Source organism: Catenovulum agarivorans YM01 (genome assembly GCF_000281085.1).
Classification (GTDB): domain Bacteria; phylum Pseudomonadota; class Gammaproteobacteria; order Enterobacterales; family Alteromonadaceae; genus Catenovulum; species Catenovulum agarivorans.
On the sequence record NZ_JH767536.1, the window covers coordinates 81229 to 102506 of the forward strand.

Sequence of the window (21278 nt, forward strand, 5' to 3'; positions counted from 1 at the left end):
TACAAATTTGTAAACAAGTAAATACACATGAACAAAAGTTAAACGATTAACCCTTGTTGCTCAAATAATGCTATTAATCAGTATGACTTTATCCTAATATAGCTAAGCCATATATGAAAAGAGTACTTTTCATATGCCGTAGGTATACAATTACGGGTTGTTTTGCAGAAGCTGTAGGATTATGGAAAAAGAAAAAAAGCAACAAAAAACAGATGTAAAATATACTGCACCAGCTTTGGAAAAAGGATTAGATATCATAGAGTTGCTATCTAAAGAACCCGATGGGTTGCGCCTTAAAGACATTGGTGGAAAGCTAAATAAATCTGTTTCAGAAATATTTAGAATGGTCTCAGTTTTAGAACGTCGCGACTATTTGTCTCTTGACCCAACAAATGACCGATACTCATTATCTTTAAAACTATTTGAAGTTGCTTTCGACAACATGCCAGTTGACAGCCTAGCCCGCTCTGCTGGAGCAACTATGGAGCAGCTAGCAATTGAAACAGGCCAGCCTTGTTATTTAGCTATGGCATATAAAGACAAAGCCATGGTTATTCAGCAAAAAGATGCGCCGTTGGACTGGTTGATATGTGCAAGACTTGGTGCACGTTTTGATTTAGACGCATGTTGCCCCGGTAAACTCATGTTAGCTTACCAGGATACTCCCTGCGACAAAGATGAGCATTTTGCACAAATTCGTAAACAAGGATATGTTCGAATGCCTAGCCCCTTTCTGGCCGGCGTAGAAGAAATTGCCTTTCCAATATTTGATAGACTAGAGCAAGTTACCGCCAGTCTTGTCATTAACTATATTAGCTACCCGGGTAGTCACCAAATTTGTGATATTCAGCAAGCCATTAACAAAGGGCAGCTCGCAGCGATAAAAATTTCTGACAAAATCAAAGTCAGTTAATTAGCGAAATTGCGCATAATTTATATATTTCATACCCTTAGGTGCAGCGTAAAATAAAATTTACGGTTGCGCCTTTCGTTTTATTGGCTAAAATCCTTTGAGCATATAAAAATAATAGGCCAATCAAGGAAACGCCATGGATAACGTAATAACCTACGATGTGGAAACATCCTACCCGTATTTAGACGACGACCTGCAAATCGATCAAAGAACTTTCGAAGCCATGTGGCGGCTTTTTTGCCAAATAAAAGATTATTGGCAATTGTCAGTACCAGAAACCGGTGTGAAATCTCAATTATTGGTTTTTATGCAAAACCGGATAAAAATTGACTTAAACTACTACGCTGACTACAAAAATGCCGCTAAAGTCATTCGCGAATTGACTTATCAATTGGGAGAACAAGCCGCGTACGAAAAGCTATTTACCGACCCATCCGCCAATTTACAACCGCCAACAACACACTTAGCTAGAGCCAGACAAAGAGTTTCTAATGAATTTATCACGCTCGCACTAGCAGTTGGTGGGTTTAAAACATTTGGTGCCAAAAACGCATTGGGTTTTATTAGTGGTGGCAACATTAAAGGCCAAACGCCTTACAGAACAATTGAGGAAGCATAATGAACAACACAACGGACGTACTCATTGTCGGTTCAGGTGTAGCCGCAGCGGCAATCGCGCAAAAAGTTTTAGAAAAAGATCCGCATAAAAAAATTACCATTCTAGAAGCTGGTAGCAAAGTAAAAATGCGTGACTTTGCAACTCATCAAAACTACTTAGTGACTGGCAATCTGCCGTATGAATTTTGCCAAGACAAAGCTTACCCAACCAAAGACAGCGCAGGTGAAAACGAAAGTTTAGGCAGCACACTTTTACCTATGCAAGGTTCAAGGTTGATGATGTACGGTGGTTCGACTGTGCATTGGGGTGGCTGGTCTTTCCGTTTAAAACCTGAAGACTTTAAGCTTAAAAGCAATATAGAAAAACACATCAATAAACTATCAGGTAATTATGATTTAGTTGATTGGCCATTTGATTATGACGAGCTAGAATCTTATTACTGTGAAGCTGAACATTATATCGGTGTGTCTGGCGACTCACATGACCCAAGTGTACCTCGCAGCAAAGGTTATCCTTACCCAGCGTTTCCGTACACAGCGGAAGATAAACCAGCATTAGACGCGCTTAAAGTATTGAATTTGCAATATAGCCATATGCCGATTGCTCGTCACGGTATGTCGGCGTCTGGCTCAATCCACCCACCTTGCCAAACTACAGGTACTTGTAAATATTGCCCATTTGGTGCTCGATATGTTGCTGCCAACTATATCGACGACATGATGCAATACAAAGACTACCCTAACCTAGAGGTTAAAACAGGCATAGTGGTTGAAAGCTTGATTATGTCAGGCAAAAACAAAGTAAAAGGTGTGCGTTTTCACGACAAAAATATTTCAGAAACTGAAAGTTTTGAACTGCATGCGCACACTGTCATATTAGCTGCTGGAGCGATTGAGTCATCTAAATTATTGTTACGCTCTATTGATGCGCATTGGCCAAATGGAGTGGGTAATGATCACGATTTAGTGGGTCGCAACCTTATCACTCACCCTTATATGATGTTTGAAGCAGATTTGCCGGAAAATCCAGATGGTTTAATGCCTGAAATGGACTTCCCAACACTCGTTTCACGCCACTTTGATAGCGAAGCCCAACAATTAATGGGCAAATATATCATTGTTAACCCATCTAGCAGCATTGGTACGCGCTTAGCAACAGAAATGCAAAGTGGTAAACCTTTTAGCGTAATCAAAGACGAAATAACGGGTAAGAGTAAAATTCAACTGCATGTTTTAATTGAAATTTTCAGCCAGTACAACAACCGTTTATACAATGCGAGCAAACGCAACCATATAGGTTTAGTTGAAACCGCTATCGACTTTGAACAAGGGCCAGATTTTAACCCCAGAATTAAACAAATTCAGGCTGATATAGAGCAAATATTTGCCGCTATGGGCGCAAGCAATACAAGGCTAAAAACTATTTCTTGGCGTGCGGATCATGCAGCCTGCACTACCCGCATGGCAGAATCAGCTAATAAAGGTGTGGTTGATAAAAACCTAAAAGTATTTGATGTCGACAATTTATACGTGTGCTCTAACGGCTCGTTTGCCACATTAGGTGCGGTCAATCCAACTCTAACCTTAACGAGTTTGGCCATCAGGTTGGCGACTCACCTAAATAATCACGTATTTGCTCACGCGCAACAAACAGAAGTAGAGGAAGCTGTATAAAATGGACGCACAAGAAAAATTAGCCAAAATTCGAAAAGATCTACAAACAGCAATCGAGCTAGAACTGAGTACATTGCCGCCCTATTTGACAGCATATTTCTCGATTCATCCCGGCACAAACGTAGATGCAGCCAATGCAATTCGTAGTGTATTTATGGAAGAAATGCTCCACTTATGTTTGGCAGGCAATACTTTAGTGTCTATAGGTGGTGAGGTGAAACTGGGCAAAGACAATGTGCCTAAATACCCTCTCACTTTAGAATTTAAAGGCCGTGAGTTTGCAATAAATTTAGAAAAATTTACTAAAAACACCATTCAAACATTCAGACGCATAGAACTCCCAGATGATATGCCACCACTTGAAATGAGTTTAAAAGCCATTGAAGACTTAGATGTAGACGGCTACAGCATAGGTGAGTTTTATAACAATATAATTAAAGAGTTAGATGAGCTAAACCAAGAATATCAATTGTGCGGTAAAACCTTGTTTAGCCAAGATACCAGCAATCAAATAACTGAAACCTATTTTTGGCGCGGCGGTGGTAAACCAATTGCAGTGACTGATATAGATTCAGCAAAAGCTGCACTTGAACAAATTATCGACCAAGGGGAAGGTGCCGCGGCAAGCTTGTATGATGGCGACTATAACGAGTACGACCAACATAGAGACTTAGCGCATTTTTACAAATTTAGCCAAGTGTATTTTGAGCGTCACTATTTGCCAGATGACGATCCAAAATTACCACCAACGGGCGCGCCTATGAGCGTTGACTATGCACAAGTTTACCCTATGCTGAAAAACCCAACACATGAAGCTTATGCGCAAAACCCTGACTTACAATCACTCAACCATAAGTTTAATCAAGCTTATAGTTTGATGTTGCAACAAATAGAAGAAGCATTTGCTGGCAATCCAAGAGTTTTATATAACGCGATAATGAACGGCATGCATGATCTTTCGCCAATAGCCACCACTATGGCCAAAATTGAATTAGATCCAGCACAAACTCATGGTTATACAGGTTGCCCATCGTTTGAATGGGTTGAGCCAGTTGAATAAATAAGGAATAAAAATATGGGATTTAAAATAGAAGTAAATTCAATTTTACGTACAGACCAAGAATACAATTTAAAAGTCGGTGAAGTATATTCATTCAGCAAACAAGGCAGTCGGATCTTTTTTGATGACATTCCAGTGTGGTTAACCGACAGCAACTGGCTGGCACTGGCCGAAATTAGCATAATGAGCCAAACACGTGAAGATAACCAACTAACTGGTCAATTTCGAGTGGATTACATATATCAAGGTGACGAACAACAAGCAGTGACCAATATGTTTATTCGCATGTACGACGGTTTGATGGACCCTTACATTTATTTATTGTCGAGTGAAGCTGAATATCAACAAGGTTTAGCCACAGGGGAAATTGTTCGCGACAGTTTACAAACTGAAGGCTTTATTCATGCAAGTCCAAAAAGCCAACTAAACCGAGTGGCCAACAAGTTTTACAAAAACACTGAACAGCCACTAATTTTAGAATTAGACAAAAAAGCTATCACCAGTGAAGTGAAATGGGAACCAGCAACAGGTGGACTGTACCCACACATTTTTGGCCCAATAAACATCAATAGTGTGCACAAAGTTGTACCTATTTCACTTGATGAATCGGGTGAGTTTGCTATCAATACCGAAGAACTATAAAGATAATAATATGCCCAATTATAGGGTATAAACCCCTGCCCGGCTTACTCAGTTCGGGCAGGCATATTACACGGATGGATTTATGGCGATAAATACGCATACCAACGATATAGAGAAACTCGCATCCCTACTAGATGCTTTGCTCAATGCAACACCGGACTTAATTTTTGCCAAAGACAAAAACTACAAATACATAGCGCATAATCAAGCATTCGCCAAACTGGTCGGCCGGCCCAATGAAGATTTAACCGGAAAATCAGACGAAGAATTATTTAAAGATCAAGAAGCCGCTAAACGCCTAAGATTAAAAGACAAACAAATATTCGACAGCGGCGATACACAAACCAGCCAAGAAACGACCGTCTATCCCAATGGCAAAACCATTAAAGTTGACACATTAAAAGCGCCATTTTATGACGAGCAAGGCGAATTAATGGGTTTGTTGGGTATATCACGCGATGTCACCCACAGGGTTGAAGCTGAACAGCAGCTCAGCCAAGCCAAAGACAAAGCCGAAGCTGCAAATCAAGCAAAATCAGAATTTTTGGCAAAAATGAGCCATGAAATTCGCACACCAATGAACGCGGTAATAGGTTTAACCCAACTGTTAAAACGCACTAAACTCGACCATGAACAAACAGATTATGTCGACAAAATATTAAATTCAGCTGAAGTACTGCTCAGTATCATCAACGACGTACTCGACTATTCAAAAATTGAAGCAAATTCACTGTCTATCGAAAAAATTCCGTTTAGCATTCAAAAGGTTTTAGACAAAACCATTACGATTTGCGAGCTAAAAGCGCTTGAAAAAAACCTAGAATTTATCTTAGATCTGTCTAGCCAAGTGCCTAACTATGTAATGGGCGACCCAAACCGATTACAACAGATTTTGGTTAACCTAGCGAACAACGCAATTAAGTTTACCCAGCGCGGCCATGTTATCGTAAAAATAGAATTAGCCGATCGCCAAAACAATCAAGCTCTGCTTAAATTTTCAGTCACAGATACAGGGGTTGGCATATCAGAAAAATGCCAAAAGCGCCTATTTACCGCCTTTTCTCAACTGGATAATTCGTTAACCCGCGAGTTTGAAGGTTCAGGGTTGGGCTTAGTTATCTGTAAACAAATTGTCGAATTAATGGGTGGGCATATTTCAGTGCTCAGTGAAGAAGGTCGCGGCTCTACCTTTACCTTTACTATGCCATGCGAAGTTGTTGAAGATGCTAAAAAAGCTAAACCACATCAAATTGACTACACCAAGTTAAAAACCTTAGTGGTAGACGACAGTGTAGTTGCCAGAAGCATATTAGTAGAACTGCTCAGTGAATTGGGCATGCATGTTGATTGTGCTGACAGCGGCCAAGATGCAATTAACATGGTGAAAAAAGCCAGCGAAATCCGCCGCGATTACGACCTAATCATAATGGACTGGCGCATGCCAGGCATAGATGGCATTAGCGCTGCTGAACAAATAAAACAAGATTTAGGTAAAAATCATATTCCGGCAATTTTATTGTTATCTGCGTACGATTTAGACGAAGCGCGCAGACAATCCGGCGCAATACATATAGACGCTTATGTCGAAAAACCAGTTAAACCACAAACCTTGTTAGACGGAATTTCACGTAGCTTATGTCATCAACAAAGTTTGGGACAAAACAACAACTCAAGTTGGAATTCACCTGCCCCGTCAAAATGGGATGGCAGTCAACTCGATTTTTCTCAAGCGAAAATTTTAGTAGTAGACGACAATACCATTAATCGTAAAGTCGTTTGTGGTTTCTTATCTGATACCAATATCCAAATAGATATAGCTGTAGATGGTGAACAAGCGCTCGATAAAATATTCACTTACGAGTACGACCTTGTATTAATGGATATCCAAATGCCAAAAATGGACGGTTACACAGCCACGCGCCATGTTAGGCAGAATCCTAAATTTGATAACTTACCTATCATAGCCATGACAGCCCATGCGTTAGATAGTGATAAATCTTTGTGTATTTCCAAAGGAATGAATGCGCATTTAGCCAAACCTATTAATCCAGACGAATTGTTTGAAGTGGTGCTCAAATGGCTAAAAGCGGAAAAAATCAATAAACAACAAACTGCGCCATCGCAACAACATACAAAATTTGATAATTTTTTAGAGGCATTAAGTTGGATCCCACAACTTGAAGTCGAAAAAGCATTGTCACGCTGCCAAAGCAACCGTAAGTTATATTGCAAGTTGGTTGATGATTTTGTTACTGAACATCAACAGTCAGCTGCTGATTTTTTGAACTTAAAACGCAAAGATGATTGCAACGCACTCTTTATAAAAGTACATAGCTTAAAATCGAGCAGTGCATATATAGGTGCATTCGGTCTGTCACAAAAATGTGCCAAACTTGAAAGCCAAATAGAACTGAATCAAGATTTTTACGCAAACCTCAAAGAAGTGTGTAACGAACTTGAGCAAATAGTCAACGCCATAAGCTATATACTTAAGTCTAATAAAGCCCAGACAGAAGAAGTAGATCAACTAGCAAAGCCGTTAAAAGAGCAGCTGCAAACTTTATTACCTTTATTACAAAAATCCGATTTTGCCGCCGAAGAATTAATCCCTATGGTAGTAGAAAGCAGCTTAAATACCGAGTTTGCTGAGCAAGTGAAACAAATTTCTGAATTTGTTTCTGAAATTGAGTTCGAACTTGCCAGCGATTTATGTGAATTAACTTTAAATCAATGCAGTTAAAGAGATAAAGCTATGATAACCCCAGCACTACGCATACTGATAGTCGACGATGAAAAGTCCAATCTTGTGGTATTGAGTAACTTACTCAAAGCCGAAGCGCAAATTACCCTAGCCAGTAACGGCAAAGCCGCAATTGAAAAAGCACAAGAGCTTAAACCTGACATTATTTTGTTAGACGTAGTAATGCCAGACCAAAGTGGCTTTGACGTTATCAAACAACTCAAAGCCTGTGAGATCACCCGCTCAATTCCTGTGATATTTATTACGGCGCTAGGTGATGTTTCAAGTGAAGAAAAAGGCTTTGAGCTGGGGGCTTGTGATTATATTTCCAAACCATTTCACCTAGGTATAGTAAAAGCGCGGGTAAAACTGCATTTAACTCTAGCCCGCCAATGCATTATGTTAGAAATGCTTGCAAACGTTGACCCACTCACAGCCATTGCCAATCGCAGAAAGTTTGACGAACAAGTTGAAGGTGAATGGTTAGTTGCTCAGCGTAACCAACAGCCCTTAGTTCTTGCTATGTTGGATGTAGATAAATTTAAACAATATAACGACCACTATGGCCATGCCGCCGGCGACCAAGTGCTCACTCAGGTTGCTAAAGCTCTGAATGAACAATTACAACGCCCTCGCGATTTTGTCGCGCGATATGGTGGTGAAGAGTTTGTAGTTGTCATTGGCGACATAGACATTGACGGCGCTAAAGCTGTTTTAGATAACTGCCGCCAAGCGGTCGAAAGCTTAAACATAGAACATGAACTCAGCCCACACGAAAAAGTAACCATTAGCGCTGGCGCAATTATCTGTGTTCCAAATAACGACATCACCCCAGCACAAGCCCTCAAACAAGCAGATAGCATGCTCTACTATGCAAAAGAGCATGGTAGAAACCAAGTTTGCTGGAATGAATAAAGCAGTTCAAACGGCTTAGTTGTTGCAACTAAGCCCCAACTCAACCTTGTTAACCTTAACCCTATCTGATCACATAACTCGCTAAAAAATATAACAAATACAACTTATTTATATCAAGCAAACCAATAAACCACCAACATCAATATTGAAAATGATAATAATTCTCAGTTTTACTTCCACCTTTCATAAGTTTCCTATAGAATGCCGCGCAAATTAATCCCAACGACCAACAAAATTCAAATTCGGGATCACAAATTATTCAAATAATATTGAGGGCGATATGCAAACCAAGTTAAAACTGTCAGCCATTCTTGTTGCAATGCAAGTAGCTTCATTAAATACCGCACATGCGGACCAAAGCAAAAAAAATGTTGAAGGACAAATGGAAACTATCGTAGTGACAGCTACGGGTTTCGAGCAAAAATTAACGCAGGCACCTGCGAGTATTTCAATCATCACTGCCGAAGATATTAAATTATCTTCATTCACCAACCTGTTAGACGCAGTTAAACACCAAGAAGGTATTGATATAGGCACAACCCGAGATAAAACGGGTCAAGGCAGCGTAAGTATGCGTGGTCTAACTGGCGAATATACCTTATTATTAATTGACGGCAAACGTCAAAACAACCATGGTGATATTTATCCAAATAACTTTGGTGGCAACGCGTTTAATCACCTGCCACCGGTAGATACAATTGATAGAGTTGAAGTAATTCGCGGACCAGCATCAACCTTATACGGTGCAGATGCATTAGGTGGTGTTATCAATGTGATCACCAAAAAACATACAGATGACTGGAGTGGTTCAATTACTTTTGGTCGTAGTTTGCAACAAAATGATGACTTTGGTGACGACATCACGACTGATTTTTCCGTACAAGGCCCTTTAATTGCCAATGTATTAAGTTTAGGTGTACGAGCAAGTGTTTATGAGCAACAGGCCTCATCACCACAGTTTTCACCTGCAGTTGACCCAAATGGCGACGTACATGTGCGCTCTCTCGGGTTTGGTAGTGGCGGTCGTACCGTTGACAATAAAAGTGAACATTACGGATTTAGCCTAAACTACACTCTAGCTAAAGGCCAAGAGTTAATGTTCGACTACGACAACTCTCACCAAGAGTATGACAACACTCCAAGGTTCGACATAGATACAGGTGAAATTCTCTATCCACTTGGCACTAAAGACAGCATAGAAAGTTTGTGGCAAGACAGCCGTGGCCGTGTTAACCCACGTGCAGGTTATGCAGCCGAACAAGAATTTGATCGCGAATGGTGGTCGTTAACTTATGAAGGCGATTTCGAATTTGGTGCTATTTCTGCCTCAGTTTCTTATGTAGATACCCAAAATAACGGCCGTACTTTGCCGTTAAGCGTTGCTGAGCGTTTATTGTTGCAAGAAATGTATGACGGCACAGGCGACTACGCAGATATGGATGAAGAAACGCGTAAACAGTTAGCTGAAGACACTTTCTTACCACGCCCTGCTCGCCCATTAGATAGCAGCCAATACACTTATGATTTACGTGTAGATATTCCAGTGGCGAACGTAGCTGGTGATCACAATTTAGTATTTGGTGCACAAGCGATTGATGGTGAATTACAAGACGGTGTATTTGGTTTAGAAAGTGGCAAAGCCGGTGCAATTCAAGAGCAAAAAATGTATTCATTTTTTGCCGAAGACAACTGGATGATCACAGACAAATTCACCTTAACTGCCGGTGTTCGTTACGACAACCACGACGTATTTGGTAGCCAAACTTCACCTCGTGCGTACGCGGTTTATAACTTATCACCAGAATGGACAATTAAAGGTGGTGTCAGCACAGGTTATAAAACCCCACAAACCACAGATTTATACGATGGTATTACAGGTTTTGGTGGCCAAGGCACTAGTCCATTTGCCGGTAATCCAGAGCTTAAGCCAGAAACCAGCGTAAACTCTGAAATTGCTTTGTATTGGAGCCGTGGCGACAACAATTTCAACATCACTTACTTCGACACGACCTTCGAAGATAAAATCGCCCGTGGTGATACAGTGCAAAGTTGTGAAAAAACAGCAGGTGTGCGCCCTTGTGTAAACTTAGGTCAGTACGATCAACTAGGATACGAAACCTATAGCCAAAAAATCAATATCGACGAAGTTGCACTACAAGGTGTCGAAATTGCCGGTCGTTACCAATTTTTGAATAACTGGTCTGTCTACGCTAATTACACTTGGACAGATAGTGAACAAAAAAGTGGCCCAAGCGCAGGACAACCACTCACCAACACAGCAGAGCATATGTCTAATATCAGCTTAAACTGGTCAGCCACCGACAATCTGTATGTGTATTTGCAAAGTGAATTGCGCTCTGATCGCTACCGCGGTTACGACTCAACACTTGAGCGCGAGTTGTACTACAAAAACTACTCATTACTTAATTTAGGTGCACGTTGGACACTTAATGACAATGTTATGGTGAGCTTACGCGTTAACAACCTATTGGATAGAGACTTTACCTCGTACACAACCACATATGATGATTTGAATGACGACGGTGTATACGAGTACCTAACAGGTCGTGGTGTGGTCAGTGAAGTTAACTTTGCCGACGATTACAACGTAAAAGACAAAGCGCGTAACTTCTGGGCAAGCGTTTCTGTGAGTTTCTAAATAAATGCAGTTTAGTTTAGGCTCAGTTAGACAGTGGCACTGGATCAGTGCCGCTTTTGCTTTGGTCGGCATGCTGTTGTTTTCTATTACCGGCATTACGCTCAATCATGCCGCTGATATTAAAACAACACCAGATGTTCAATTGTTAGAAGTTGAATTGCCAACAACTTTAGTTTCAAGGCTAAAAAAGCATGCGGATCAGGCAATTGAAAGTGACCAAACAAAAGTGCCAACAGCACTCAAAACTTGGTTGTCACAAGTACATTCTATTCAAGTTTCATCAACGGCCAAAGCTGAATGGAACGAAGACGAATTGTACATAGTTCAAGCTGGGCCTGGGTTTGACGCTTGGTTGGCAGTTGATTTTTATTCCAACCAATTAACCTATGAAAGCACCAACCGCGGCTGGATAGCCTACTTTAACGACTTGCATAAAGGCCGTGATACAGGTGTTGTTTGGGGTTGGTTTATCGACTTTTTTGCCGTTATTTGTGTGATTTTTTGTCTATCTGGATTGATTTTACTTTGCCGTCAGGCAAACCACAGATGGATGACTTGGCCTATTACCTTGCTTGGTGTCTTGGCTCCAGCAATTTTATTGTTAGCCTTTGTTCACTAACAGTGAAAATAACAACTATTGGAGATATAAAGTAATGAAAATTGGGAAATTGTTTTGCGGCTTAATCTGTGCACTGGCCACAACAGCAGTATCTGCCAAATCAGATTTACAACTAGAAGTTAGCATTCCGCGCTTACAAGTTGCCGAATACCACAAGCCATATGTAGCTGTATGGTTGGAAGATGGCCAGCGCAAAGTTACCCAAATAGCCGTTTGGTACGATGTTGAAATGGAAAATGGCAAAGGTGAAGAATGGCTTGCGGATTTACGCCAATGGTGGCGTCGAGATGGCCGTAAACTGTCGTTCCCGATTGACGGCATAACAGGTGCAACCAAAGGGCCTGGCATGCACACTGTCGATTTCGACCTATCTAAAGCCTTTAAAAACTTACCCGCAGGTCAATACACCTTGCGTATAGAAGCAGCCCGTGAAGTGGGCGGCCGTGAATTATTACAAATTCCACTTAACCTGCCTCTAAAGAGCGGTGAACTACCACTAACAGTTGAAGGCAGTTCTGAATTAGGTTTAGTGCGTTTGTCCGCGACTAAATAAACAGCAACAGAATGATTAAGGAACCTAAGTAATGTTAAACAAAAAAATTATTCAAAGCGCAATATTACCCCTAACTTTGTTGTTAGCCACAACACAGGTAAATGCACATAGAGCTTGGATCAAACCAAGTGAAACTGTTCTGTCTGGTGAAGAAAACTATGTCACCTTTGATGCTGCTGTATCCAACACACTATTTGTGCCAGAGCACGTAGCTTACAGAACCAACAGCATAGTCGCTTATGCACCTAACGGAAAAACATTAGAGCTAGAAAACGTTGCAACTGGCAAATACCGCGCAACATTTGATTTAAAGCTTGAGCAAGCTGGTACGTACCGCATTGCATCAGCGTCAGCTGGTATTCGCGCTATGTGGAAAGATGACGAAGGCAATCGCAAAATGTGGCCTGGAAGAGGCCGAAGTGCGGAAGGTGAAACCTTTGAAACGGCTGTACCTAAAAATGCCAAAGAGTTACGTGTTTCTTACAGTGCACGCCGAGTTGAAACATTTGTTACCTTGGGTGAACCAAGCACAGACTCATTAAAACCTACAAATAAAGGTTTAGAGTTAGTTCCGGTAACACATCCAAACGATTTATACGCAACTGAAAGCGCTGAATTTATTATGTTGATTGACGGTAGCCCAGCTGTTGGTGCTGAAGTAGAAATCAACCGTGGCGCCATGCGTTACCGCAACCAACCAGAAACAATTAACTTAAAAACAGATGCCAATGGTAAGTTTTCAGTCACCTGGCCAAAAGCGGGTATGTACTTTATTGAAGTATCGTATGAAGACGACAAAGCTCAAGCACCGGCGACAAAACGCCAAGGCGGTTATTCAGCAACTTTCGAAGTGTTACCACTCTAGTAGATATGTCGGATAATTTTCGAATCGGCCTAGCCTGTGTGTTAGGCCTTTTATGGTGTGTTTGGGTAATGGTTTTATGGATTAAAAACCGTCCAAAAACAGCCAATGCCTCTGCGACAAAAATCGTCGCTTTTGCCAGCCAAACGGGCCAAGCGCGTTTACACGCCGAAGATTTTATCGCATCGCTTTCTGACGCAATACTGCTACCTCTCAATCAATTAACTGCAGATAAATTGCAAACTGCATCTGAAGTGCATTTATTTGTCAGTACCTATGGTGACGGTGAAGCGCCAGACAACGGCCGTACATTTATCCGCTCGCTAACAAAAATTTCGAATAATGCATTAAAACAAGTTAACTATAAGGTGACTGCATTTGGTGATAGCCACTACCCTGCTTTTTGCGCATTTGGCAAACAAGTTTTTACCGAATTAGCAGAGCGCGGCGCACAAGCCATAGAGCCGTTAATTTGTATAGATGCCAGCCAACCACAAACTCAAACACAACACTCAATTGCAAACTACTCTGATGTTGCGGTAACACAGATTCGCCAATTAAATACCGGCAGTCCATACGCTGGTTTATATTTAATTGAATTATCGGCAGCAAATCTCAGCTGGCAAGCGGGTGATATTTTAGAAGTGTTACCACCAGCAAATAACAAACAACTAGCCTCCCCTCGCAGTTACTCAATTGCCAGTGCAGACAGTCGTTTTGTTGAAAATAATCAGCTAAAACTGATTGTTCGTTTATTGACTAAAGACGATGGCACTACAGGTTTAGCATCTGGATATTTAACACAAAGCTGCCAAGCAGGCAGTCAGATTAAAGTTAAAGTACGGGCAAATCCAGCATGCCAACTTAAATCAGAACAAGCTCCTTTGCTGCTCATTGGCACAGGTAGTGGTTTAGCCGGTTTAATTGGCCATATTGAACAAAGGTGTCATTTTGCTGATGCAGGCCCAGTGTGGTTGATTTATGGTGAACGCGATGCTGAATTTGATTGCCATATGCAAACAGAGCTGGAAGCTTGGCAACAGCAAGGGGTATTAACTAGAGTCGACCGAGTCTTTTCACGCTCTACTCACGCTACTGACACAGAAAAAGCCAAATACGTTTATCAAGTGCTAACCCAACAAGCAGAGAATGTTCGCTGCTTTATAAAACAAGGAGCCGACGTCTATGTGTGTGGTAGCCTAGAAGGTATGGGTAAATCTGTAGATAAAGCCTTGCTGGAAATTTTAGGTGAACAAACCAAACAACAGCTGAGCGAACAAGAACGCTATCACAGAGATTTGTATTAAATTCGAGTTGAGCCAATAATTATCAGTCTAATTCGCACAATTCCGTGATACTATGCCGTTGATTTAGTTAAGTATTAAAGGAATAACAATGCTCAAATCAGCTATACGTAATACTGTTTTCACATTAGTCCTACTCACCTTATCAGCCTGTAGCTCAATGCGCCCAGTTAATGTACCCATGGTGATGCCAAGCGAAAGCAATGTAAAAATAAGCTCACTATCCGTTGCCCCTTTTCGAGTTCACCAAGGCACTTTAAGTACTAAATTGGCTAAGGTTTTATTATCTCGCTCAAGCAAGTTAACTGGTAACATCCTTGCCAATGCTATTAAAGCTAACATCATTAAAGAAGGTTACATCAAGTTAGCTTCACCTGCTGAATTTACACTGATCGGTGAAGTTGTCATCAATCCCGATGAATTTACCGCTTGGGAAGATAAATACGAAGATAAAGAAGGCAAAACTAAATACACTTACCATGCTAAGTTAACTAAAAGTATTTTAGTCAGTTATACGCTGTCAAATGCAACAGAGCAGTTAGCCGCTGGCTCGCAAACCTTTACCGAATCAACTTACAACAGCTCTAAAAAAAGCAAAAGTGAAGCTAAATCAAAACTACGGAAAGAAAGCGATTTACATGCAAAGTTGATTGAGCAAGCTTCCAACCAGATTGTCAAAGAAATATCACCACATAAAAAAAATGTAAAAGTTAATTTTATGAAAGGCGATCAACACATTGATGTAGCGATAGAGTATGTCAAACGAGGGCGTTACCAACAAGCTATGAGTTTATTTATGCAAATAGCAGAAAAATCATCAGAATTGGAGGTTCAAACCGCAGCTATACATAACCAAGGCATGGTCAAATTAATCCAAGGTGAATATACCGAAGCTCATAATTTATTGAGAAAAGCCAACTTATTGAATCCACAAAAACTAGAAATATTAGACTCGATAGAAGTAGTTGAAAAACTCAAATACACTCAAGACAAACTAAGTGCACAAATAGGTAAACCATAATGACTAAACTAGCTGTTGTGATCATCACTTCTCTATTTCTTTTTGCCTGTGCAAATACTCAAAAACAAGACTATCAACTAGTCTATCCTCAAGCAGCTGATGCAAAGTGGCTGAAAGCAGAACAAAAGCAGGCTTCAGGTATTCGACTAGAATACGAAAAAGACCATAACGGCAAACGTGTTATACACAAGCTTACCAAACAGGTCACTGTGTATGGAACTGAGTTTGACTCTATGGCGACACTTAAACAAAGGGCAAAAGAAAAAGCAGCTCAAGAAGCAACTGAAGAAATTAATGGTGTGGTAATTCGCTCAACCAGCAAAATTGATTCAACGCGGATCACTTCAAGTAACGGACAATTTAGCCACCAAGAGTTTGAAGAAAATGCGCTAATAGAAACCGCCGGCATTGCCCAAGTTAGAAACGTTTCATGCAAAACCGAAGACAATAATGCGCAAGTTATCAAACTCTTATGCAAAATGGATGTTTTAGTTCCAAAGATTAAATCAGCTTCAATAATGTAGCATATCAAGCGGCTTGTTGATTTAAATCAAATAAGGCAAAAATACCTTTATTCCCTTTACAGGGTTATAACAAAAAAAGCCGCACGCGACAGGCTGCTCTTCTAAACCATCAATAAAAACATAACATTCAGAAATCATCATTGATCAACCTGACATTTTCGCGTTTGCGCTGCCTAACACTTGAGCCACCTACTTCACGCGTCAAATCATCCATCAACTGAATAAACTGTCCTTGCAAGCCCAAAACAACAAGAGCTTCGAACAAAACATCAGACTTAACAATTTCACCACTTTCCAATTTTTGAATGGTCGAGCGCGACACGCCAACGGCTTTGGCGAAATCAGTTTGAGTGAATTTTAAGGTACGATGCTGTTTTATTAAATCAGCACACATAGTTGCTAATTTTTGACTAACAGAAGAATGAAACATTGACCGAAAAAGCAATCATTAAACACATAACGATTACTTTAACGGTATTTACACAATATGCACGTATTGGATTTAGTTCAAACCTTCTCAATAAACAACACCAATTCCCCTACTTTGATACCAAATTTAATGATATCGGTTTTGTTGAATAGGCGTTTTTCGTCAACCAGATACATCCAATCATCAAGATTTACTTGCATAGTGCTGTCGTTGTAAGGAATTTCTAACACATAGCGCCAATGCAAAACTGAGCCATTGGTAGCGCCATAAGCTTTGCCGATTACATCGCCTGCAGTGCCTACGTATGAATTGTCGTCGAGTTTTTCTAACTGCCATATTCGCGTTTGTTTTTCGCCATCGTCAAACTCAAACCACTCGTTTATCGTACCTTTGTTGCCTTGCCAGCTAGCTTGTAAATCTACACTAAAACGGCGGGTTAATTTGCCGCTGTAATCGAACAACACGCCATAGGCTTTGAGCTCACCATCGAAGAATTCTTCTAATTTCAATTCAGGGTTAGTATTTGCATAATCATTTATATTGCTTGAACAGGCAGCCAGCAATACTGCAGAGCTCACACCTGCAACTGCTTTAGTTAATTTTGATATAACACCAAACATAAATCCCCCTATTTTAAATTAGCTAAGCCAAGCAACTGTTCGCGCAAGTCAGGTCGTGATGTTTTAGGTGAAAGCCAAATGGCTAAAAAGTTTTCACCAAAATCACTATCGTCAACATCTCCTAATAGAACCAGATTTGAGCTACCAACCTTTTGATAAAAAAATTGGCTTGCGCCATCATTTTCAACCCGAATAACCAGCGTGTCGTTTTTAGTAATTTCAGGCCAAATTTCATCTAGTAATTGCAACCAGTTGTTTTGATTATCATGCGTTAAACCTATGTGTTGCCACTGCTCTTTGGTCGCTTCAATTAGATCTTTCTTTTTAATATCTCGGAGATATGTAATTTTTAACGCTTGTGGATAATCAGTCAGGTCTAAGGTTTTGCTTGGTAGGTAAAACTCTGCATCATACAGTTTCCAAAAATACACCTGCATAGTGCCTTGGCCATGTTTATATAAATCACGCAAAGGTGACGGCACTTCCGCCGATAATGAAGTGGTAACAACAGCTGTTAACCACACAAACACAGATATTTTCATTAGTATCAACTCAGTAAAAACGCTTGTGTATGTGTACGTGTTTAAGTGAATACTGGTTCACTCCTCTATAATTCTTCCCTCTTTAATCAATGTTATTGTATAACATTACAATAAATGACATAATCCAACCGTTATAACATAACAATATAAAGAATAGGCAAATGAAAGATTCGGTTATATCTGCAAACAACTTATCTGTGGCTTACGCCAACCAACTGGTTTTAAACAAAGTTAATTTCTCGGTGGCACAAGGGCAAATATTTGCGCTGTTAGGTGGTAATGGTGCGGGAAAATCCACAACGTTAAAAACATTTTTAGGCACACTAAAACCCCAATCAGGTAGTGCAAATATTTTGGGCAAACCTGTCCATCAACACATAAATACCAGCCGTAAACAAATAGCGTATTTACCCGAATCCGTCATGTTATATGGGCATCTAACCGCAATAGAGAATATTCAATATTTTCTATCGCTTGCGGATATCAAACAAAGTGTGCAGCAAATTGAAGATGCATTAACCCAAGTATCCTTGCAGCCGCAAGCATGGCATAACAAATTAAGCCAATATTCCAAAGGCATGCGCCAAAAAACAGCAATTGCTTTGGCTTTATTACGCCAAGCACCAATTTTATTTTTAGATGAACCAACTTCAGGGTTAGATCCAGCAGCCATCGACGAATTTAATCAGTTAATGAGCCAACTCGCGCAAGCCGGTAGCACCATATTTATGGTTACACATGATGTCTATGGTGCGTGCCAAGTCGCAAACAAAATTGGTTTACTCCATCAAGGTGAATTGATTAGTTTATTTAACGCTGAGCACAATCAAAGCATAGATACAGAAACAGTCCATAAAGCTTTTGTTCGAGGTATTAGAGCATGAGCACCCTATTAATTATTGCGCATGACGAATGGCGCTATTGGCGACGCTCTAAATTGGCGTTAGTCACTATTATCATTTCCATTGTGATGGCGTTAACCTCAGTGGTTTTAACCACAATCTCAGTTGCAGATGAAAACCACCAGCGCGCCCATTTACAGCAGCAAGCTGAACAAACCTTTGTTGAACAGCCAGACCGCCACCCGCATCGTATGGTGCACTACGGCCATTATCTGTTTAGAAACTCAACGCCGCTGAGTACTATAGATCCAGGGATAGACTCATACACAGGTAAAGCAATATTTTTAGAAGGTCATAGACAAAATTCCGCCACCTTCTCTAATCAACAACACAGTAGTCAATTAACCGAATTTGGCCCTTTATCGCCTGCGTTTGTATTACAAACCATTGCCCCATTGCTGCTAATTTTAATCGGCTATAGCGCCATTAGCCGAGAAACAGAAGCCGGCACACTGTCCTTTTTGCTTGCGCAAGGTTTAAGCTATTGGCAACTACTATTGGGTAAAGTGGCCGCATTATTTAGTGTTAATTTATTGGTTTTAAGTCCATTTATTTTGGGTTGCCTATTAGCTGCAAGTCACGGCGAATCGAGCGCAATAATAGTTACTTTTATTTTGAGCTATTTAGTTTACCTATTAGTTTGGACACTATTTATAGTGGCGATATCGGCGTTAACTAACAGCAACAACAGTAGTTTTGCCATGCTGATTTGTTGTTGGCTGTTCGCTTGTTTATTGCTTCCTCGAATTGCCGCCAACACAACTCAATACTTAGTAGAACAGCCGAGCAAAATAGAAAATGACTTTGCAGTAAAAGCCAAATTGCGCGAGTTAGGTGACGGGCATAACTCTGCAGATCCTGCGTTTTTGCAACTCAAAGCAAATTTGCTTGCGCAATACCAAGTCGAAAAAGTTGAAGATTTACCGGTTAATTTTCGAGGCATAGTTGCGAAAAATTCAGAAGCTGAGCTAACCAAGATACTCAACACTTTTGCCAAAGAGCAGATGCAGCGCGAGCTCAAGCAAAGCACAACCAACCAACTATTTGCATGGTTAACCCCTGCACTAGCGATACGCGGTTTATCTATGCAATTAGCCGGTACAGATATCAGCAGCTATCACAAGTTTTTGCGCGAAGCAGAACAAGTTAGATACGAATTTGTGCAATCACTCAATAAAGCACATGCGGAACAATTAAATTATCAAACGGATATTAATCGTTACCAAGACAGCCAGGCACTGCAAAACGCCAGAGTGTCAGCAAATAACTGGCAAATACTGAATAACTTTGAGTTTAAACCATTCAATGCAGAGCAAAGGCTGACACAAAGCAAATTAGCCTTAATGCAACTGACGTTTTGGCTCATTATCTTGGCTGTTTTTCTCGGTTTAGTTGGGAGAAAAAGTCAATGTTAATTTCACTTAAAGATCTTAAACGTGAAGCAAACTTTTTGCTGAGACAAAAGCGTATTTTTGTCCTTTTACTCATCACCCTAATACTAACTAGCTTTGCCCTGTACACAGGTATTATTGAAGCGAATAAACAGCAACAAAGCATCACTCGCTTATTACAAGCGGATGCGCAAGAACAAGAAATTGTATTTAACAGCAAAAATGATTATGGCAGCATCGCCTATTACAACTTTCACCTGACTTATCTACCGCCGTCACAGCTCGCGTTTGCCGCTATGGGCAATCGTGATACCCACCCGTGGAAACACCGCATTAGAATGTTAGCACTGGAAGGGCAAATATATGAAAGTGATATCGGCCATCCTGAATTAGCCGCAACAGGCCATTTTGATTTTGCCTTTGTATTAAGTGTGCTACTGCCGCTGATATTAATTTTATTGTTGCACGATCTCTTTGCCAACGAACGTGCAGCCGGCCGTTATGACTTACTCACAGTCACAGCTTCCAGTCCACTTAAAATATGGGTTACACGCGCACTTGTGTTAACACTCAGCCTATTTTTAACTTTTATTCTCCCCTTTGTGGTTGCCGCAGTATTTAACCAAGTAGCAATCTCGCAAATTATCTTAGTTGGTTTAATTTGTTTGGCACAAATAATTGTTTGGGCGGCAATTTGTTTCGGGTTAGCGAAAACAAATGCGCCTGCACCTCGTTTAGCGTCCATTTTACTCAGCATTTGGTTAATCACAGCTTTTGTTATCCCGGTAGTTGGTGATGCAGTAATAGAGCAGCAAATCACCAGCCCAAATGGTGGTGACATATTAATGGTGCAACGCGAAGCCGTGAACGATGCGTGGGATCTACCACCACAAACAACATTCGACGCCTTTACCCAAACTCACCCTGAGTGGAAAAACCATACCAGCATGAACAAGATGTTTGAATGGAAATGGTACTACGCTTTTCAACAAGTTGGAGACCAACAAGCGGCTGAACTTACTAAAGCTTATACAGAAGCAGCCAAACTAAAATACCAAGCAGCCAATTGGTTAAGTGTATTGTCGCCTAGCATAGCTGTGCAAAGAGCCATGACGCGCATAGCCAACACAGATGCGATTGCCAGCGCCAACTACCAACAACAAGTGCGAGATTTTCATGCAGAGCTTCGCAGTTTTTATTATCCATTGATATTTAACCAAGTTGAATTTGACCAGCAGCAACTCGCGTTACTGCCACAATTTTCAGCCAATTCACACAAATAAAAAGTA

General features: G+C 40.7%; 20 protein-coding genes. 17 read left to right on the forward strand and 3 right to left on the reverse strand.

Going from position 1 to position 21278, the window contains the following annotated elements; translation table 11 throughout:
* The first annotated feature begins 181 nt into the window (after positions 1–181).
* The 14 genes from WSC_RS23315 to WSC_RS0118095 all read left to right on the forward strand — a co-directional run bounded on the left by WSC_RS23315 (position 182) and on the right by WSC_RS0118095 (position 16104).
* Positions 182–913, forward strand: coding sequence for an IclR family transcriptional regulator (locus tag WSC_RS23315; protein WP_016957352.1), 732 nt, complete (start codon positions 182–184; stop codon positions 911–913).
* A gap of 136 nt (positions 914–1049) precedes the next feature.
* Positions 1050–1532 carry a hypothetical protein gene (locus WSC_RS0118035; protein WP_016957353.1) on the forward strand — a complete coding sequence of 161 codons (483 nt, stop codon included), beginning with the start codon at positions 1050–1052 and terminating at the stop codon, positions 1530–1532.
* Positions 1532–3205, forward strand: coding sequence for a GMC oxidoreductase (locus WSC_RS0118040; protein ID WP_016957354.1), 1674 nt, complete (start codon positions 1532–1534; stop codon positions 3203–3205). Before WSC_RS0118035 ends, WSC_RS0118040 begins: the two co-directional genes overlap by 1 nt.
* Position 3206: 1 nt before the next feature.
* Entirely contained in the window at positions 3207–4265 is a 1059-nt protein-coding gene (locus WSC_RS0118045) for a ferritin-like domain-containing protein (RefSeq protein WP_016957355.1), read from the forward strand.
* Between the two features lie 15 nt (positions 4266–4280).
* Positions 4281–4907 (forward strand): DUF952 domain-containing protein, encoded by a 627-nt coding sequence (locus WSC_RS24395; protein WP_016957356.1) that lies wholly within the window; start codon positions 4281–4283, stop codon positions 4905–4907.
* 82 nt (positions 4908–4989) lie between these two features.
* On the forward strand, positions 4990–7647 hold the full coding sequence (locus tag WSC_RS0118055) for a PAS domain-containing hybrid sensor histidine kinase/response regulator (protein WP_016957357.1): 2658 nt from the start codon (positions 4990–4992) through the stop codon (positions 7645–7647).
* Between the two features lie 12 nt (positions 7648–7659).
* Complete coding sequence (locus tag WSC_RS0118060) at positions 7660–8562, forward strand: GGDEF domain-containing response regulator (protein ID WP_016957358.1); 903 nt, start codon at positions 7660–7662, stop codon at positions 8560–8562.
* A 280-nt stretch (positions 8563–8842) separates the two neighbouring features.
* Positions 8843–11221, forward strand: coding sequence for a TonB-dependent receptor domain-containing protein (locus WSC_RS0118065; RefSeq protein WP_016957359.1), 2379 nt, complete (start codon positions 8843–8845; stop codon positions 11219–11221).
* A 4-nt stretch (positions 11222–11225) separates the two neighbouring features.
* Positions 11226–11840 carry a PepSY-associated TM helix domain-containing protein gene (locus tag WSC_RS0118070; protein WP_016957360.1) on the forward strand — a complete coding sequence of 205 codons (615 nt, stop codon included), beginning with the start codon at positions 11226–11228 and terminating at the stop codon, positions 11838–11840.
* Positions 11841–11874: 34 nt separating this feature from the next.
* Positions 11875–12393 (forward strand): DUF2271 domain-containing protein, encoded by a 519-nt coding sequence (locus tag WSC_RS0118075; protein WP_016957361.1) that lies wholly within the window; start codon positions 11875–11877, stop codon positions 12391–12393.
* Between the two features lie 31 nt (positions 12394–12424).
* Entirely contained in the window at positions 12425–13258 is an 834-nt protein-coding gene (locus WSC_RS0118080) for a DUF4198 domain-containing protein (protein ID WP_016957362.1), read from the forward strand.
* Positions 13259–13263: 5 nt separating this feature from the next.
* Positions 13264–14562, forward strand: a complete 1299-nt coding sequence (locus WSC_RS0118085; protein WP_016957363.1) for an NADPH cytochrome P450 oxidoreductase family protein — start codon at positions 13264–13266, stop codon at positions 14560–14562.
* Between the two features lie 88 nt (positions 14563–14650).
* The gene (locus WSC_RS0118090; RefSeq protein ID WP_016957364.1) at positions 14651–15580 is read left to right on the forward strand and encodes a tetratricopeptide repeat protein; all 930 of its coding nucleotides are present in this window, start codon (positions 14651–14653) and stop codon (positions 15578–15580) included.
* Positions 15580–16104 (forward strand): hypothetical protein, encoded by a 525-nt coding sequence (locus WSC_RS0118095; protein ID WP_016957365.1) that lies wholly within the window; start codon positions 15580–15582, stop codon positions 16102–16104. Before WSC_RS0118090 ends, WSC_RS0118095 begins: the two co-directional genes overlap by 1 nt.
* A gap of 127 nt (positions 16105–16231) precedes the next feature.
* On the opposite strand, the gene WSC_RS0118100 is transcribed toward WSC_RS0118095, so the two are convergent.
* The 3 genes from WSC_RS0118100 to WSC_RS0118110 form a co-directional block, all read right to left on the reverse strand.
* A complete protein-coding gene (locus tag WSC_RS0118100) occupies positions 16232–16534 on the reverse strand; it encodes a helix-turn-helix transcriptional regulator (RefSeq protein ID WP_016957366.1) in 303 nt (100 codons plus the stop codon).
* A 77-nt stretch (positions 16535–16611) separates the two neighbouring features.
* A complete protein-coding gene (locus WSC_RS0118105) occupies positions 16612–17154 on the reverse strand; it encodes a DUF3833 domain-containing protein (protein WP_016957367.1) in 543 nt (180 codons plus the stop codon).
* Between the two features lie 8 nt (positions 17155–17162).
* Positions 17163–17696 carry a chalcone isomerase family protein gene (locus WSC_RS0118110; protein ID WP_016957368.1) on the reverse strand — a complete coding sequence of 178 codons (534 nt, stop codon included), beginning with the start codon at positions 17694–17696 and terminating at the stop codon, positions 17163–17165.
* Between the two features lie 161 nt (positions 17697–17857).
* On the opposite strand from WSC_RS0118110, the gene WSC_RS0118115 reads away from it, so the two are divergent.
* From WSC_RS0118115 to WSC_RS0118125, 3 genes are read left to right on the forward strand one after another with little or no spacing between them, the layout of a single operon-like run.
* Positions 17858–18580, forward strand: coding sequence for an ABC transporter ATP-binding protein (locus WSC_RS0118115; RefSeq protein WP_016957369.1), 723 nt, complete (start codon positions 17858–17860; stop codon positions 18578–18580).
* Positions 18577–20013, forward strand: a complete 1437-nt coding sequence (locus WSC_RS0118120; RefSeq protein WP_016957370.1) for an ABC transporter permease — start codon at positions 18577–18579, stop codon at positions 20011–20013. Before WSC_RS0118115 ends, WSC_RS0118120 begins: the two co-directional genes overlap by 4 nt.
* A complete protein-coding gene (locus WSC_RS0118125) occupies positions 20007–21272 on the forward strand; it encodes a DUF3526 domain-containing protein (RefSeq protein ID WP_016957371.1) in 1266 nt (421 codons plus the stop codon). Before WSC_RS0118120 ends, WSC_RS0118125 begins: the two co-directional genes overlap by 7 nt.
* Positions 21273–21278: the final 6 nt, after the last annotated feature.